This window comes from Mycobacterium persicum (assembly GCF_002086915.1).
GTDB lineage: Bacteria > Actinomycetota > Actinomycetes > Mycobacteriales > Mycobacteriaceae > Mycobacterium > Mycobacterium persicum.
On sequence record NZ_MWQA01000001.1, the window covers coordinates 4,249,223 to 4,262,656 of the forward strand.

The following is a 13,434-nucleotide window of genomic DNA, read 5'->3' on the forward strand; positions in this document are numbered from 1 at the left end:
CGGGATCCGCCCGAGAGAAAGTGTGGTAAGCGCTGTGCCTACATACGCGCCCAAGGCGGGTGACACCACGAGGTCGTGGTATGTCATCGACGCCACGGACGTGGTGCTTGGCCGCCTTGCCGTCGCAGCGGCCAACCTGCTGCGTGGCAAGCACAAGCCGACGTTCGCGCCCAATGTCGACGGTGGCGACTTCGTCATCATCGTCAACGCCGACAAGGTCGCCATCAGCGGCGACAAACTGCGCCACAAAATGGCTTACCGCCACTCGGGATATCCCGGCGGCCTGCGCAAGCGCACCATCGGCGAGCTGATGCAAAAGCACCCGGATCGTGTGGTGGAAAAGGCGATTGTGGGGATGCTGCCCAAGAACAAGCTGAGCCGTGAGATCCAGCGAAAGCTGCGCGTCTACGCCGGGCCGGAGCATCCCCACACCGCGCAGCAGCCGGTTCCGTTCGAGATCAAGCAGGTGGCGCAGTGACCGAAATCAGCGAGGCTCCCGCCGTCGAGAGCCAGCCAGTCCGGCACGAGGCGTTCGTGTTCGAACGGCCCATCCAGACCGTCGGGCGCCGTAAGGAAGCCGTGGTACGGGTGCGTCTGGTGCCCGGCACCGGCAAGTTCGACCTCAACGGCCGCACCCTGGAGGACTACTTCCCCAACAAGGTGCACCAGCAGCTCATCAAGGCTCCGCTGGTCACGGTCGATCGGGTGGAAAGCTACGACATCTTCGCCCACCTCAACGGCGGCGGCCCGTCAGGCCAAGCGGGGGCGTTGCGCCTGGGCATAGCCCGCGCGTTGATCCTGGCCAACCCGGAGGACCGGCCCCCGCTGAAGAAGGCCGGGTTCCTCACCCGCGACCCGCGCGCCACCGAACGCAAGAAGTACGGGCTGAAGAAGGCCCGCAAGGCGCCTCAGTACAGCAAGCGCTGATCGAACATCACTTTCGGGCCGCAACCGTGCTTTTTATGCATCGTGTGCGGCGTGTCGGCGCATCCGTGGGCACGGTTTCGGCGACAAAGAAGTGGGCACCTTTGGGTGCAGGACGTCAACTGTGAGAGGTTTGTCCGCATGGGTCGACTATTTGGCACCGACGGTGTGCGCGGGGTCGCCAACCGCGAGCTGACCGCAGAGTTGGCCCTGGCGCTGGGCGCCGCCGCCGCGCGGCACCTGGCGAGCTCGGGTGGACCGGGCCGGCGGGTTGCCGTGGTCGGCCGTGATCCGCGGGCCAGCGGCGAAATGCTGGAGGCCGCTGTGATCGCCGGGCTGACCAGCCAGGGTGTGGACGCACTGCGGGTCGGGGTGCTTCCGACACCGGCGGTGGCCTACCTGACGGGCGCCTACGACGCCGACTTCGGGGTGATGATCTCGGCGTCGCACAACCCGATGCCCGACAACGGCATCAAGATCTTCGGCGCCGGCGGCCAGAAACTCGACGACGTGACCGAAGACCAGATCGAGAACCTGGTCGCCTCCGGTCCCGGGTTGCGTCCGGTCGGCGCGGGAATCGGCCGCGTCGTCGACGCCGAGGATGCGGCGGAACGTTACCTGCGTCAGGTGAGCAAGGCCAGCACCACGCCGCTTGACGGTCTCACCGTGGTGGTCGATTGTGCTCACGGCGCCGCGTCGGCGGTGGCGCCGCGCGCGTATCGGGCCGCCGGGGCCAGGGTCATCGCGATCAACGCTGAGCCCAACGGCGTCAACATCAACGACGCCTGCGGATCGACGGACTTGGATTGTCTACGAGCGGCCGTCATTGCGCATCGTGCCGACCTGGGTCTGGCGCACGACGGAGATGCCGACCGCTGCCTGGCCGTCGACGCCAATGGTGAGCTCGTCGACGGCGACGCCATCATGGTGGTGCTGGCACTGGCCATGCGGGAAGCCGGCGAATTGACCGCCGACACGCTGGTGACCACAGTGATGAGCAACCTCGGCCTGCATCTGGCCATGCGCGCCGCGGGTGTCACGGTGCGCACCACCGCAGTCGGTGACCGTTATGTCCTCGAGGAATTGCGCGCCGGCGACTACAGCCTGGGCGGTGAGCAATCCGGCCATATCGTGATGCCGGCGCTGGGATCGACCGGAGACGGGATCGTCACCGGGCTGCGGCTGATGACCCGCATGGTGCAGACCGGCTCGTCGCTAGCCTCCTTGGCATCGGCAATGCAGACGTTGCCACAGGTACTGATCAACGTCGAGGTTGCCGACAAGGTCACCGCCGCCGCGGCGCCGTCGGTCCAGACGGCCGTCGACCGGGCTGCGGCCGAGCTGGGCGACACGGGCCGGATCCTGTTGCGTCCCTCTGGAACCGAGCCGATGATTCGCGTCATGGTGGAGGCGGCCGACGAGGACGTCGCTCGGCGGTTGGCGGCCAGCGTCGCCGATGCGGTCAGCGCCGCGCGCTGAATTTCGGCGGAACCCGGGCGCCGTATCCGGCGTCGAACCAAGCATGAGACTCGATCATGGGAAAAACTGCGCCGGCAGCGCTAGTGAAGCCGGCACCGCTATCGACGTGACGGCGGTGCTCGCGGTCGCTGACAAGATCGACGCCGCAGCCGAGCTTGTCGACGACGCAGCAGTAAACCTTTTGTCCCGGTTGGCTTTTGGCGGCTCCAGCGCCGGTCGGGCGCACACGCAGCGCGGTGAGGCGTTGCGTACGGTGCTGGACCGGCTGGCCGCCGAGTTGTCGCTATGGTCTCGTGCCGCCGCCGAGATCGCGGTCGCGCTGCGGACCGGCGCCCAGCGCTATGCCGATGCCGATCTGTTCGCCGCCGGCCGGATCGCCTGATCGTGGCCGATCGGCTGGACGTCGCCGAACGCCTCGCGGAAGGCCGGGCCGCGGTCGAGCGAACCGCGACCTACCTGCTGGCCTGCCAGCGCCTTGGCTACCACCATCCGGACCTGACAGCACGTCCCGCCCAGTTCAGCGACTGGTACGGCAGCGAAGAGGGACTCGACCTGCACGCGCTGGACTCCGACTGCGCCCAGCTGCGGGCTGCGGGTACGGCGATCAGCGAAGCGCTGCGGATCCAGCGTGCGCAGGTGCTCGAGCTGGCGGCCGCATGGACGGGATCCGGAGCCGACGCCGCCGTCGGCTTTCTGCAGCGGCATTGCGAGGGCGCAACCGCACTGGCCACCGAGGTGCGCGCGGCCGCGCAGCGCTGCGAGTCGCTGCGCGACAACCTGTGGCAGCTGATCGACTCCAAGGTGGCGACGGCCATCGCCATCGACGATCGCACGCTCGTGCCGCGGCCGCTGTGGTCGGCCGCGGCCGGTACGGTGCTGGCGGGAGCGGGAGACCGGTCTGGTGCCGAGGAAGTGCTTCGCGGCCAGGTAATGCCGGACGTAGACAACGATATTCGCGGCGACTGGCTGACTGCCATGCGTTCGACTCTGGCCGGGGTGGCGGCGTCCTACGACATGGTCACCGACCGGCTGGCCGCCGCGCCGCGGGCGTGCTTTGAGATTGCCGGCGCCCTTGGCCCCGACTGGCGCCCCGACTGGCGCCCCGACTGGCGCCCCGGCCGGTCCTCGTGGCCGACCACGCCGAGGGCGGCAGCCATACCCGCGGCGGGCGTGCAGGATACCGCGCCCTCGGACCCGGCGCCGGCTCAGACGGCGGTTGCGCCGGCGACCCCCGCAGCCCCGACCACCGCGCCGACGCCGTCGGGACTGGGAGCCGCGATGGGCGATGGTGCCCCGGCTCCGCTCGACGGCTCGGGCGGATTCGGGGGAGCCGGCGGCCTGGGTGAGCTCGCCGGCCGAATTGTCGACGCGATGGCGGACCTGCTGGGGACGGCGACCGGACCGCTTGCCGACCCGTTGGTTTCGCAGAGTCCGGCCGTGCCCGACGATCCCCTCGGTGGCGATGTCGCCGACGACGCCGGAGCTGACGAGGCGGAAACTGTGGCCGCAGCTAAAGAAGCCGGCGAGCCGCGGGCTGCCACGGGGACCGACGCCGCCGCTGCATTGGCACCGGTCGCCCGACTGCCGTCCGGCGCCGAACCGCCGGCTGCCGGGCCGCCGGTGACTGAACCGCCGCCCAGCGGAGCACCGCCTGCGTCGGCTCCGGTGCACGGGTCTCCACCGCAGCCGGCCACGAATGGGTCGACCCCCTGCGAGATCGCCGCGGACGAGCTTCCGAAGGCCGGGCAGTGAGCGGGTCAGGGGGGACGCAGGCGTAGCAGTTCCTCGACATAGCGCATCGCTTCACCGGAGTCGCCGGTCACCGGTCTGACCATCAGCGTGGTGACACCGGCGTCGGCGAAGGCGGCCAGTCGTTCGGCGACGTGGCCCCGCGGCCCGACCAGCGAGATCCCGCGCACCAGTTCGTCGGGAACCGCATCGATCGCCTCTTGTTTGCGGCCGGCCAGATACAGCTCCTGGATCCGGTCTGCGGCCGCCCCGAAGCCGTACCGGGTGGCCAGGCTGTGGTAGAAGTTGCGGCCCTTGGCGCCCATGCCGCCGATATAGAGGGCCAATTGCGGTTTGGTCCAGCCCAACCGCTCCTCGACATCTTCCCCGATTGCCAGCGCGGTGCCGACCATCACGTCCAGCGGGCCTATCGCGGGATCTCGGTTGGCGGCACCGGCAGCCAGCGCTTCTCCCCAGACCCCGCGAGCCTTCTCCGGATAGAAGAACACCGGCTGCCAGCCTTCGGCGATCTCCGCGGTTAGTTCGACGTTCTTCGGTCCCAGCGCGGCAATCGATATCGGAATGCGTTCCCGCACAGGATGGTTGATCAGCTGCAGGGCCTTACCCAAACCCGTTCCGCGATCGGCCGGTAGCGGGATCTGGTAGTGCTTGCCCGCGTAGTGCAGCCGCTCGCGGCGCCAGATCCGCCGGCAGATTTCCACCACCTCGCGGGTACGGCCTATCGGGGCGTCGAATTCGACGCCATGGAAGCCCTCGATCACTTGCGGTCCGGAGGTGCCGATTCCGAGGTGGAAGCGGCCGTCGGACACGAAGTCCAGGCCGGCGGCGGTCATCGCCAGCAGTGACGGGGTGCGGGTATAGATCGGAAGTATCCCGGAGGCCAATTCCACGCGGGTTGTCCTGGCCGCCAGATACCCCAGGTGGCTGACGGCGTCGAAGGAATACGCCTCAGCCACCACTGCGATGTCAATGCCGGACTTCTCCAGTTCGACGACGCGGTCGACGGCTTCGTGAAAGCCGCCCGAGTAGTCCAGGGCGATGCCGATTCGCATCAACGACACTTACCACGGCGCCGGGATCAGCCCGTCGAGGTACCCGCCCAATACTCCGCGAACCGTTGCCGGTCGGCGCTGAGACGCACGATGTCGTTGCCGGTGAACGCCACGGGACCGTCCGGACCGTGGCCAGCGCCCACCCAGCGGCCGGCGACCCAGTCACCGTCGCACAGCGGGCCGATTTCGACAGCAAAGGTCAAGTCCGCGAACCTGGTTCGTGTGTCATCGATGATCTGCTCTAGCTCGGCGGGTCCATGGATGTCGCGCCCGGGCCAATGGCCCACGAAGTCTTCGGCCACTATTTCGGCGCCAATCCGGCGACCGGCCCAGAGTTCGGTAATCCAGCGGTCGTAGAGCACTTGCACAGTGGGCATCATGGAGAACTACCCGATTCTGGCTGTCAGCAGACCGCAGCGCGGGCTACTTCAAGAGCGTGACGATTTTCTCTTCGGGGGTCACCGGCGGAGCCTCCGGATCCAGCGCGTCCGTCTTGGGCAGCTGCGCATCGGGATCGGCGAACTCGCGATATGCCTTGTCCCCGCCGAGGGTGTACAGCAGATATCCGGTGAGCAGCGCCCGAACGCATCGCTGCGTCCTGCGGTCCGCGCCGGCCAGCCCGACCACCTTCGTCAACCGCCTGCCCTCGACCAGGCCGCCGGCCTTGGCTTTGCTGACGATGCGCAGCGTGGCCGCGTCCCAGACCTGCGACAGCTCCAGGGCATTGGACGTCAACGTCTTGGGATCTCCTGGTGCGCTGATGATCAGGCCCGGGACTTTCAGTGTCGCTGCGGGCCGCTGCGGCGGGGGAGCGGTCACTGTCGGAAAGATCGCCGCCACGGCTGCCGGCTTGGCGGGCATGCCGGCCGCCGCGAACACCGCGGCCGAGCCGCCGAAGCCGTGTCCCACCAGCCCCAGCTTGGCGGGGTGCACGCTAATCTTGCCGGGACCCAGCCGCACTCCCGCCACGATGTCGAGCGCAACACCCAGGTCGAAGGCCAGGTTCAGCACCGACGGCGCCAAGCCCCGTTGGGTATCGGGAGCTCCGGCCACGATGCCCCATGACGCGAGGTGTTCCAGCAGGCCCGAGTAGCGGGTGGCGGAGGTCAGCCAGTCGTGGCCGAAGGCGATGCCGGGCAGGTTGAGTCCGGCTTCGGGGGTGTACACCATCCCCGGTAGGCCGGCAAAGGCGAGGTCACCGCGCAGGACGCGGTGGGGACCACGGCGGCTGAGGGCGGCGAAGAGCTTGCGGGTGCGGGCCACCCGTCGACGTTAGCGGTGACGCTGAGGATGGGTCCAGTGGTCCGACTGCGTCGTCGGGATCGCGCCGTCTCGGCGGCGGCTGCACTACCCTGGTCTGCTATGTGCGGAATTGTCGGCTACGTGGGACAGCGTCCTGCCTGCGAGGTCGTCCTGGACGCGCTGCGCCGGATGGAGTACCGCGGCTACGACTCCTCGGGCATGGCCGTGGTCGACGGTGAGGGCAAGCTCACAGTGCGCCGCCGTGCCGGCCGGCTGGCCAACCTGGAGGCGGCGGTGGCCGACATGGCGCCGTCCGAGCTGACCGGCACCACCGGTTTGGGTCACACCCGCTGGGCAACCCACGGTCGTCCTACCGACCGCAACGCGCACCCGCACCGCGACGCGGCCGGCAGGATCGCCGTCGTCCACAACGGCATCATCGAGAACTTCGCCATGCTGCGCCAGGAGCTGGAGACGGCCGGCGTGGAGTTTGCCAGCGACACCGATACCGAGGTCGCGGTGCACCTGGTGTCGCGGGCGTATCACCAGGGCGACACGGCCGGCGATTTCGTTGCCTCCGTGCTGTCCGTGCTGCGCCGACTGCAGGGCCATTTCACCCTGGTCTTCGCCAACGCCGACGATCCCGGCACCATCGTCGCTGCTCGCCGCTCGACTCCGTTGGTGGTCGGCATCGGCGACGGCGAGATGTTCGTCGGCTCCGACGTGGCCGCGTTCATCGAACACACCCGCCATGCGGTCGAACTCGGCCAGGACCAGGCGGTGGTGATCACCGCGGACGGCTACCGGATCACCGACTTCGACGGCAACCCGGATGATGCGAATGCGAGAGAGTTTCATATCGACTGGGACCTGGCCGCCGCCGAAAAGGGCGGCTACGAGTACTTCATGCTCAAAGAGATCGCCGAACAGCCCACCGCGGTGGCCGACACGCTGCTGGGGCATTTCGTCGGCAACCGGATCGTGCTCGACGAACAACGCTTGAGTGATCAGGAACTGCGCGATATCGACAAGGTGTTCGTGGTCGCCTGCGGCACGGCATATCACTCCGGGCTACTCGCCAAATACGCCATCGAGCACTGGACGCGACTGCCGGTGGAAGTGGAGCTGGCCAGCGAATTCCGGTACCGTGACCCGGTTTTGGACCGCAGCACGCTGGTCGTGGCGGTCTCACAGTCCGGGGAAACCGCCGACACGCTGGAAGCGGTCCGCCACGCCAAGGAGCAGAAGGCCAAGGTGCTGGCCATCTGCAACACCAACGGCTCCCAGATCCCACGGGAGTGCGACGCGGTGTTGTACACCCGCGCGGGCCCGGAGATCGGCGTCGCCTCCACCAAGACGTTCCTGGCGCAGGTCGCCGCCAATTACCTGCTCGGTCTGGCCTTGGCGCAGGCCCGCGGCACCAAATACCCCGACGAGGTCGAGCGCGAGTACCGCGAGCTGGAAGCGATGCCCGACCTGGTGGCCCGGGTCATCTCCGGAGTCAAGCCGGTGGCCGACCTGGCCTACCGGTTCGCGCAGTCGTCGACGGTGCTGTTCCTGGGTCGCCATGTCGGCTACCCGGTGGCGCTGGAAGGCGCGCTCAAACTCAAGGAACTGGCCTACATGCACGCCGAGGGTTTCGCGGCGGGCGAGCTCAAGCACGGTCCGATCGCACTGATCGAAGACGACCTGCCGGTGATCGTCATCATGCCTTCGCCCAAGGGCTCGGCCACACTGCACGCAAAGCTGCTGTCCAATATCCGCGAAATCCAGACCCGCGGCGCGGTGACCATCGTGATCGCCGAGGAGGGCGACGAAACCGTCCGTCCCTACGCCGATCACCTGATCGAAATCCCCGCGGTGTCAACGCTTTTGCAACCGCTGCTGTCGACCATCCCGCTTCAGGTGTTCGCCGCCGCGGTCGCCCAGGCGCGGGGTTACGACGTGGACAAGCCGCGCAACCTTGCCAAGTCCGTCACCGTGGAGTAGCGGACGCACGGCCCGACCCTTCACGCGGCAACGCCGGGCATGCAAAAGTTGACGCGTGACGAATGTATCGGTATCGGCGCGAGTGCGCAGCTGGGCGCTTGCGGTGTGGCATTTCGTCAGCAGCGCGCCATTGACGTACACCTGGCTGTTGGTACTGGCGATCACGACGATCATCCAGAACCAGCTCACCGGGCGGCAGTTGCACACCGTCCTGCTGCACCGGTCGACCAACATTAGGCACCTGGGGCGAGATCCGCTGGAGGTGCTGTTCTCCAGCCTGTTGTGGATCGACGGCCGGAACCTGGAGCCCTACCTTTTGCTGTTCACGCTGTTTCTGGCTCCCGCCGAGCATTGGCTTGGCCAGTTACGTTGGCTCACAGTAGGACTGACCGCTCACATCGGCGCTACTTATTTCAGCGAAGGTTTGCTCTATTTCGCGATCCAAATGCGTGACGCATCCGAACGTCTGGTGCAGGCGCGCGATATCGGGGTCAGCTACTTCCTGGTGGGGGTGATGGCCGTGCTGACCTACCACATCGCCAAGCCCTGGCGGTGGGGCTACCTGGGCGTGCTGTTCGTCATCTTCGGTTTCCCGCTGATCACCATGGACAAGACCGAACTGGACTTCACCGCGATCGGACACTTCACGGCCATCCTGATCGGCCTGGCTTTCTATCCGATGGCTCGAGAACGCCACCGGCCGGCGTGGAATCCGGCGAGGCTCAAGGAGATTTTCCGCAAGCGAGGCTCGCAGGAGGCGCCGGCCCCCCATACCGTCTAAGCCACTCGCACGCATGGAATGCTGACACCGATGCGGCATTACTACTCTGCAGACCAGATCCGGGACGCCGAAGCACCGCTGTTGGCCAACCTGCCCGACGGCGCGCTGATGCGGCGGGCGGCCTACGGACTGACCACCGAGATCATCCGGGAACTGAGCGACCGCACCGGCGGGGTCGCCGGCCGCCGGGTGTGCGCGGTCGTCGGATCCGGCGACAACGGCGGCGACGCGCTGTGGGCAGCCACCTTCCTGCGCCGCCGCGGCGCGTCGGCCCGCGCGGTGCTGCTCAACCCGGAACGCACCCACCGTAAGGCGCTGGCAGCGTTCACCAAAGCCGGCGGTCGCATCGTCGAAACGGTTTCTGCCGCAACCGATCTCGTTATCGACGGGGTGGTGGGCATCTCCGGCTCGGGGCCGCTGCGGCCCGCGGCGGCCGAGGGGTTCGGCGCCGTGCACGACGCCGGGATCCCGGTGGCCGCCGTCGACATCCCCAGCGGCATCGACGTCGCGACCGGGGCGATCACCGGCCCCGCGGTGCGCGCCGCGCTGACCGTCACCTTCGGTGGCCTCAAACCGGTCCACGCGCTGGCCGATTGCGGTCGCGTCGCGCTCGTCGATATCGGGCTCGAGCTGCCCGACACCGATCTGCGGGGGTTTCAGGCCGCCGACGTACTCGCGCGCTGGCCGGTGCCCGGCCCCGACGACGACAAGTACACCCAGGGCGTCACCGGCGTCCTGGCCGGGTCCTCGACGTATCCGGGCGCGGCGGTGCTGTGCACCGGTGCAGCGGTTGCGGCCACCTCGGGGATGGTCCGCTACGCCGGCAGCGCCCACGCCGAGGTGCTCTCCCACTGGCCGGAGGTGATCGCGTCGCCCACCCCGGCGGCGGCCGGACGGGTGCAGGCCTGGGTCGCCGGGCCGGGACTGGGTACCGATAACGCCGGAGCCGCCGCGTTGTGGTTCGCGCTGGAAACCGACCTGCCCGTCCTGGTCGACGCCGACGGGCTGACCATGCTGGCGGCCCACCCGGAGTTGGCGGTCAATCGCCGGGCGCCGACGGTGCTGACGCCGCATGCCGGGGAATTCGCCAGGCTGGCCGGCGCACCGCCGGGCCCCGATCGGGTCGGCGCCTGCCGCAGGCTCGCCGACAACTTCGGCGCCACCGTGCTGCTCAAGGGGAACGTCACCGTTATCGCCGATCCAGGCGGCCCGGTGTACCTGAGCCCGGCCGGACAATCGTGGGCGGCAACCGCCGGTTCCGGTGACGTGCTGTCCGGGATGATCGGTGCCCTGCTGGCCTCAGGGCTTGCACCGGCCGAGGCGGCCGCGGCAGCGGCCTTCGTGCATGCCCGGGCGGCCGGGCTGTCGGCCAGTGATCCAGGGCCGGGCGGCGCGCCGACGTCGGCGTCGCGAATCTTGCACCACATCAGGGCCGCCCTGGCCGCTCTGTAAAGCGCTGTCACAACGAAAGGCCCCGCCGTGCCCCCCAGCGACCCGTCCGTGCCCACGCACTCGATTGCCCCGGCCTACACCGGGCGGATGTTCACCGCTCCCGTCCCGGCACTGCGGCTGCCCGAGGAATCGATGGATCCGGAAGCCGCCTACCAGTTCATCCACGACGAACTCATGCTCGACGGCAGTTCGCGGCTGAACCTGGCCACCTTTGTCACCACCTGGATGGACCCCGAGGCCGGGCAGCTGATGGCCGAGACGTTCGACAAGAACATGATCGACAAAGACGAATACCCGGCGACCGCGGCCATCGAGTCGCGCTGCGTATCGATGGTCGCCGACCTCTTCCACGCCGAGGGGCTGCGCGACGACGACCCGGGCAGCGCCACCGGGGTGTCGACGATCGGCTCCAGTGAGGCGGTAATGCTGGGTGGGCTGGCCATGAAGTGGCGTTGGCGGGAAAAGACCAAGGACTGGAAGGGTCGCACACCCAACCTGGTGATGGGTTCCAACGTGCAGGTGGTGTGGGAGAAGTTCTGCCGTTACTTCGACGTCGAACCCCGTTATCTGCCGATGGAAAAAGGGCGCTACGTCATTACACCCGAGCAGGTCATCGATGCCGTCGACGAGGACACCATCGGTGTGGTGGCGATTTTGGGCACCACCTATACGGGTGAGCTGGAGCCGGTTGCCGAGATCTGCGCGGCGCTGGACGCAGTGGCGGCGGGTGGCGGTGTCGACGTCCCGGTGCACGTCGACGCCGCCAGCGGCGGCTTCGTGGTGCCGTTCCTGCACCCCGACCTGCAGTGGGACTTCCGGCTGCCGCGGGTCGTGTCGATCAACGTCAGCGGCCACAAGTACGGGTTGACCTATCCCGGCGTCGGGTTCGTGGTGTGGCGCGGTCCCGAGTACCTGCCGGAGGACTTGGTGTTCCGGGTCAATTACCTCGGCGGCGACATGCCGACGTTCACACTGAACTTCTCGCGTCCGGGCAACCAGGTCGTCGGCCAGTATTACAACTTCCTGCGGCTGGGCCGCGAGGGTTACACCAAGATCATGCAGGCGCTGTCGCAGACGGCGCGGTGGCTCGGCGAGCAGCTGGAGTGCGCCGAGCATTGCGAGTTGATCTCGGACGGTTCGGCGATTCCGGTGGTCGCCTTCCGGCTCGCTGGGGACCGCGGTTACACCGAGTTCGACCTCTCGCACGAGTTGCGGACATGCGGATGGCAGGTGCCGGCCTACACCATGCCGGACAACGCCACTGACATCTCCGTACTTCGCATTGTGGTGCGGGAAGGGCTGTCCGCCGACCTGGCCCGGGCATTGCATGACGACATCTCTACCGCGGTGCGGACGCTGGACAAGCTCAAGCCCGGCGGGCATTACGACGCCCAACACTTCGCGCACTAGCGCCGACCCGTTGGGAGGCGGGCGGCGTCATGTCACATCCGTCACATTGGCCTCTGCCGGGGACGGTGCGCGTTGTGCCTGCCAACGTAGAGACGGGTGTGACCCATGTGACCAACGCCGCGTAGTTTTCCCGTTCTGGGAGAATGGCTGCGAACCCGACATCCAGACGAGTGGGAGCACGACTTCGTTGGCCGTTACGCCGATATCCCGGACACCGGGCGTCCTGGCCGAGGCCGTGGTCGACCTGGGCGCCGTCGAACACAACGTGCGGGTGTTGCGCGAACACGCCGGGAACGCACAGATCATGGCCGTCGTCAAGGCTGATGGCTACGGCCACGGCGCGACCAGGGTTGCCCGGGCGGCGCTGGCGGCGGGGGCGGCCGAACTCGGTGTCGCCACCGTCGACGAGGCGCTGGCGCTGCGCGCCGACGGCATCACCGCGCCGGTGCTGGCCTGGTTACATCCGCCCGGCATCGATTTCGGGCCTGCGCTGATTGCCGACGTCGAAATCGCGGTCTCGTCGGCACGTCAACTCGACGAACTGCTGGATGCGGCGGCCCGTACCGGCAAGACGGCGACGGTGACCGTCAAGGTCGACACCGGGCTGAACCGCAACGGCGTGGCGCCGGCGCTGTACCCGGACATGCTGGCCAGGTTGCGTCAGGCCGTCGCCGAAAATGCGATCCGGCTGCGGGGGCTGATGTCGCACCTGGTATATGCCGACGCACCGCAACAGCCCATCAACGACGTTCAGGCCCAACGATTCCGGGACATGCTGGCATACGCCCGCGAACAGGGCGTCGGGTTCGAAGTGGCGCACCTGTCGAATTCGTCGGCGACCATGGCCCGTCCTGACCTGACCCTCGATCTGGTGCGGCCGGGCATCGCGGTGTACGGCTTGAGCCCGGTTCCGGAGCTGGGCGAGATGGGCCTGGTGCCGGCGATGACCGTGAAATGCGCTGTAGCCCTAGTCAAATCGGTTCCCGCGGGAGAAGGCGTGTCGTACGGGCACACCTGGATCGCGCCGCGGGACACCACGGTGGCGCTGCTGCCGATCGGCTACGCCGACGGCGTGTTCCGCTCGCTGGGCGGCCGTCTGGAGGTACTGATCAACGGCCGCCGCCGACCTGGGGTCGGCCGGATCTGCATGGACCAGTTCGTCGTCGACCTCGGCCCCGGCCGGATCGACGTGGCCGAAGGCGACGAGGCCATTCTGTTCGGGCCTGGCACCCGCGGCGAGCCCACCGCACAGGACTGGGCCGATCTGGTCGGCACCATCCACTACGAAGTGGTCACCAGCCCGCGCGGGCGGATCACCAGGACCTATCGCGAGGCCGAAAACCGTTGAATCCCAAC

Annotated in this window: 13 protein-coding genes; 10 read left to right on the plus strand and 3 right to left on the minus strand. The window is 68.1% G+C overall.

The window, feature by feature from the left end; translation table 11 throughout:
* The first annotated feature begins 34 nt into the window (after positions 1-34).
* The 5 genes from rplM to B4U45_RS19485 all read left to right on the plus strand — a co-directional run bounded on the left by rplM (position 35) and on the right by B4U45_RS19485 (position 4,155).
* On the plus strand, positions 35-478 hold the full coding sequence (gene rplM, locus B4U45_RS19465) for a 50S ribosomal protein L13 (RefSeq protein ID WP_023371098.1): 444 nt from the start codon (positions 35-37) through the stop codon (positions 476-478).
* Positions 475-927 carry a 30S ribosomal protein S9 gene (rpsI, locus tag B4U45_RS19470; protein ID WP_075547099.1) on the plus strand — a complete coding sequence of 151 codons (453 nt, stop codon included), beginning with the start codon at positions 475-477 and terminating at the stop codon, positions 925-927. Before rplM ends, rpsI begins: the two co-directional genes overlap by 4 nt.
* A 138-nt stretch (positions 928-1,065) precedes the next feature.
* On the plus strand, positions 1,066-2,403 hold the full coding sequence (gene glmM, locus B4U45_RS19475; protein ID WP_075547100.1) for a phosphoglucosamine mutase: 1,338 nt from the start codon (positions 1,066-1,068) through the stop codon (positions 2,401-2,403).
* A 43-nt stretch (positions 2,404-2,446) separates the two neighbouring features.
* Positions 2,447-2,785 carry a hypothetical protein gene (locus B4U45_RS19480; RefSeq protein WP_075547174.1) on the plus strand — a complete coding sequence of 113 codons (339 nt, stop codon included), beginning with the start codon at positions 2,447-2,449 and terminating at the stop codon, positions 2,783-2,785.
* A 2-nt stretch (positions 2,786-2,787) separates the two neighbouring features.
* Positions 2,788-4,155: a hypothetical protein gene (locus tag B4U45_RS19485; protein ID WP_219859483.1), complete on the plus strand. Its 1,368-nt coding sequence runs from the start codon at positions 2,788-2,790 to the stop codon at positions 4,153-4,155.
* A gap of 5 nt (positions 4,156-4,160) precedes the next feature.
* Here B4U45_RS19485 and B4U45_RS19490 read toward each other — a convergent pair whose 3' ends face one another.
* Genes B4U45_RS19490 through B4U45_RS19500 form a run of 3 tightly spaced genes read right to left on the minus strand, consistent with a single transcriptional unit; the run spans position 4,161 to position 6,467 of the window.
* The gene (locus B4U45_RS19490; protein WP_075547175.1) at positions 4,161-5,204 is read right to left on the minus strand and encodes an LLM class F420-dependent oxidoreductase; all 1,044 of its coding nucleotides are present in this window, start codon (positions 5,202-5,204) and stop codon (positions 4,161-4,163) included.
* A gap of 26 nt (positions 5,205-5,230) precedes the next feature.
* Positions 5,231-5,581 carry a nuclear transport factor 2 family protein gene (locus B4U45_RS19495; RefSeq protein WP_075547176.1) on the minus strand — a complete coding sequence of 117 codons (351 nt, stop codon included), beginning with the start codon at positions 5,579-5,581 and terminating at the stop codon, positions 5,231-5,233.
* A 46-nt stretch (positions 5,582-5,627) separates the two neighbouring features.
* On the minus strand, positions 5,628-6,467 hold the full coding sequence (locus B4U45_RS19500) for a dienelactone hydrolase family protein (protein ID WP_075547102.1): 840 nt from the start codon (positions 6,465-6,467) through the stop codon (positions 5,628-5,630).
* Positions 6,468-6,566: 99 nt separating this feature from the next.
* Between B4U45_RS19500 and glmS the strand changes: the two genes are divergently transcribed.
* The 5 genes from glmS (at position 6,567) to alr (ending at position 13,426) form a co-directional block, all read left to right on the plus strand.
* On the plus strand, positions 6,567-8,435 hold the full coding sequence (glmS, locus tag B4U45_RS19505; protein WP_075547103.1) for a glutamine--fructose-6-phosphate transaminase (isomerizing): 1,869 nt from the start codon (positions 6,567-6,569) through the stop codon (positions 8,433-8,435).
* A 55-nt stretch (positions 8,436-8,490) separates the two neighbouring features.
* Positions 8,491-9,216, plus strand: a complete 726-nt coding sequence (locus B4U45_RS19510) for a rhomboid-like protein (protein ID WP_075547104.1) — start codon at positions 8,491-8,493, stop codon at positions 9,214-9,216.
* Positions 9,217-9,246: 30 nt separating this feature from the next.
* Positions 9,247-10,668 carry an NAD(P)H-hydrate dehydratase gene (locus B4U45_RS19515; RefSeq protein WP_219859484.1) on the plus strand — a complete coding sequence of 474 codons (1,422 nt, stop codon included), beginning with the start codon at positions 9,247-9,249 and terminating at the stop codon, positions 10,666-10,668.
* Positions 10,669-10,695: 27 nt separating this feature from the next.
* A complete protein-coding gene (gene gad, locus B4U45_RS19520) occupies positions 10,696-12,078 on the plus strand; it encodes a glutamate decarboxylase (protein ID WP_089024955.1) in 1,383 nt (460 codons plus the stop codon).
* Between the two features lie 187 nt (positions 12,079-12,265).
* Positions 12,266-13,426, plus strand: coding sequence for an alanine racemase (gene alr, locus B4U45_RS19525; RefSeq protein ID WP_082275399.1), 1,161 nt, complete (start codon positions 12,266-12,268; stop codon positions 13,424-13,426).
* Positions 13,427-13,434: the final 8 nt, after the last annotated feature.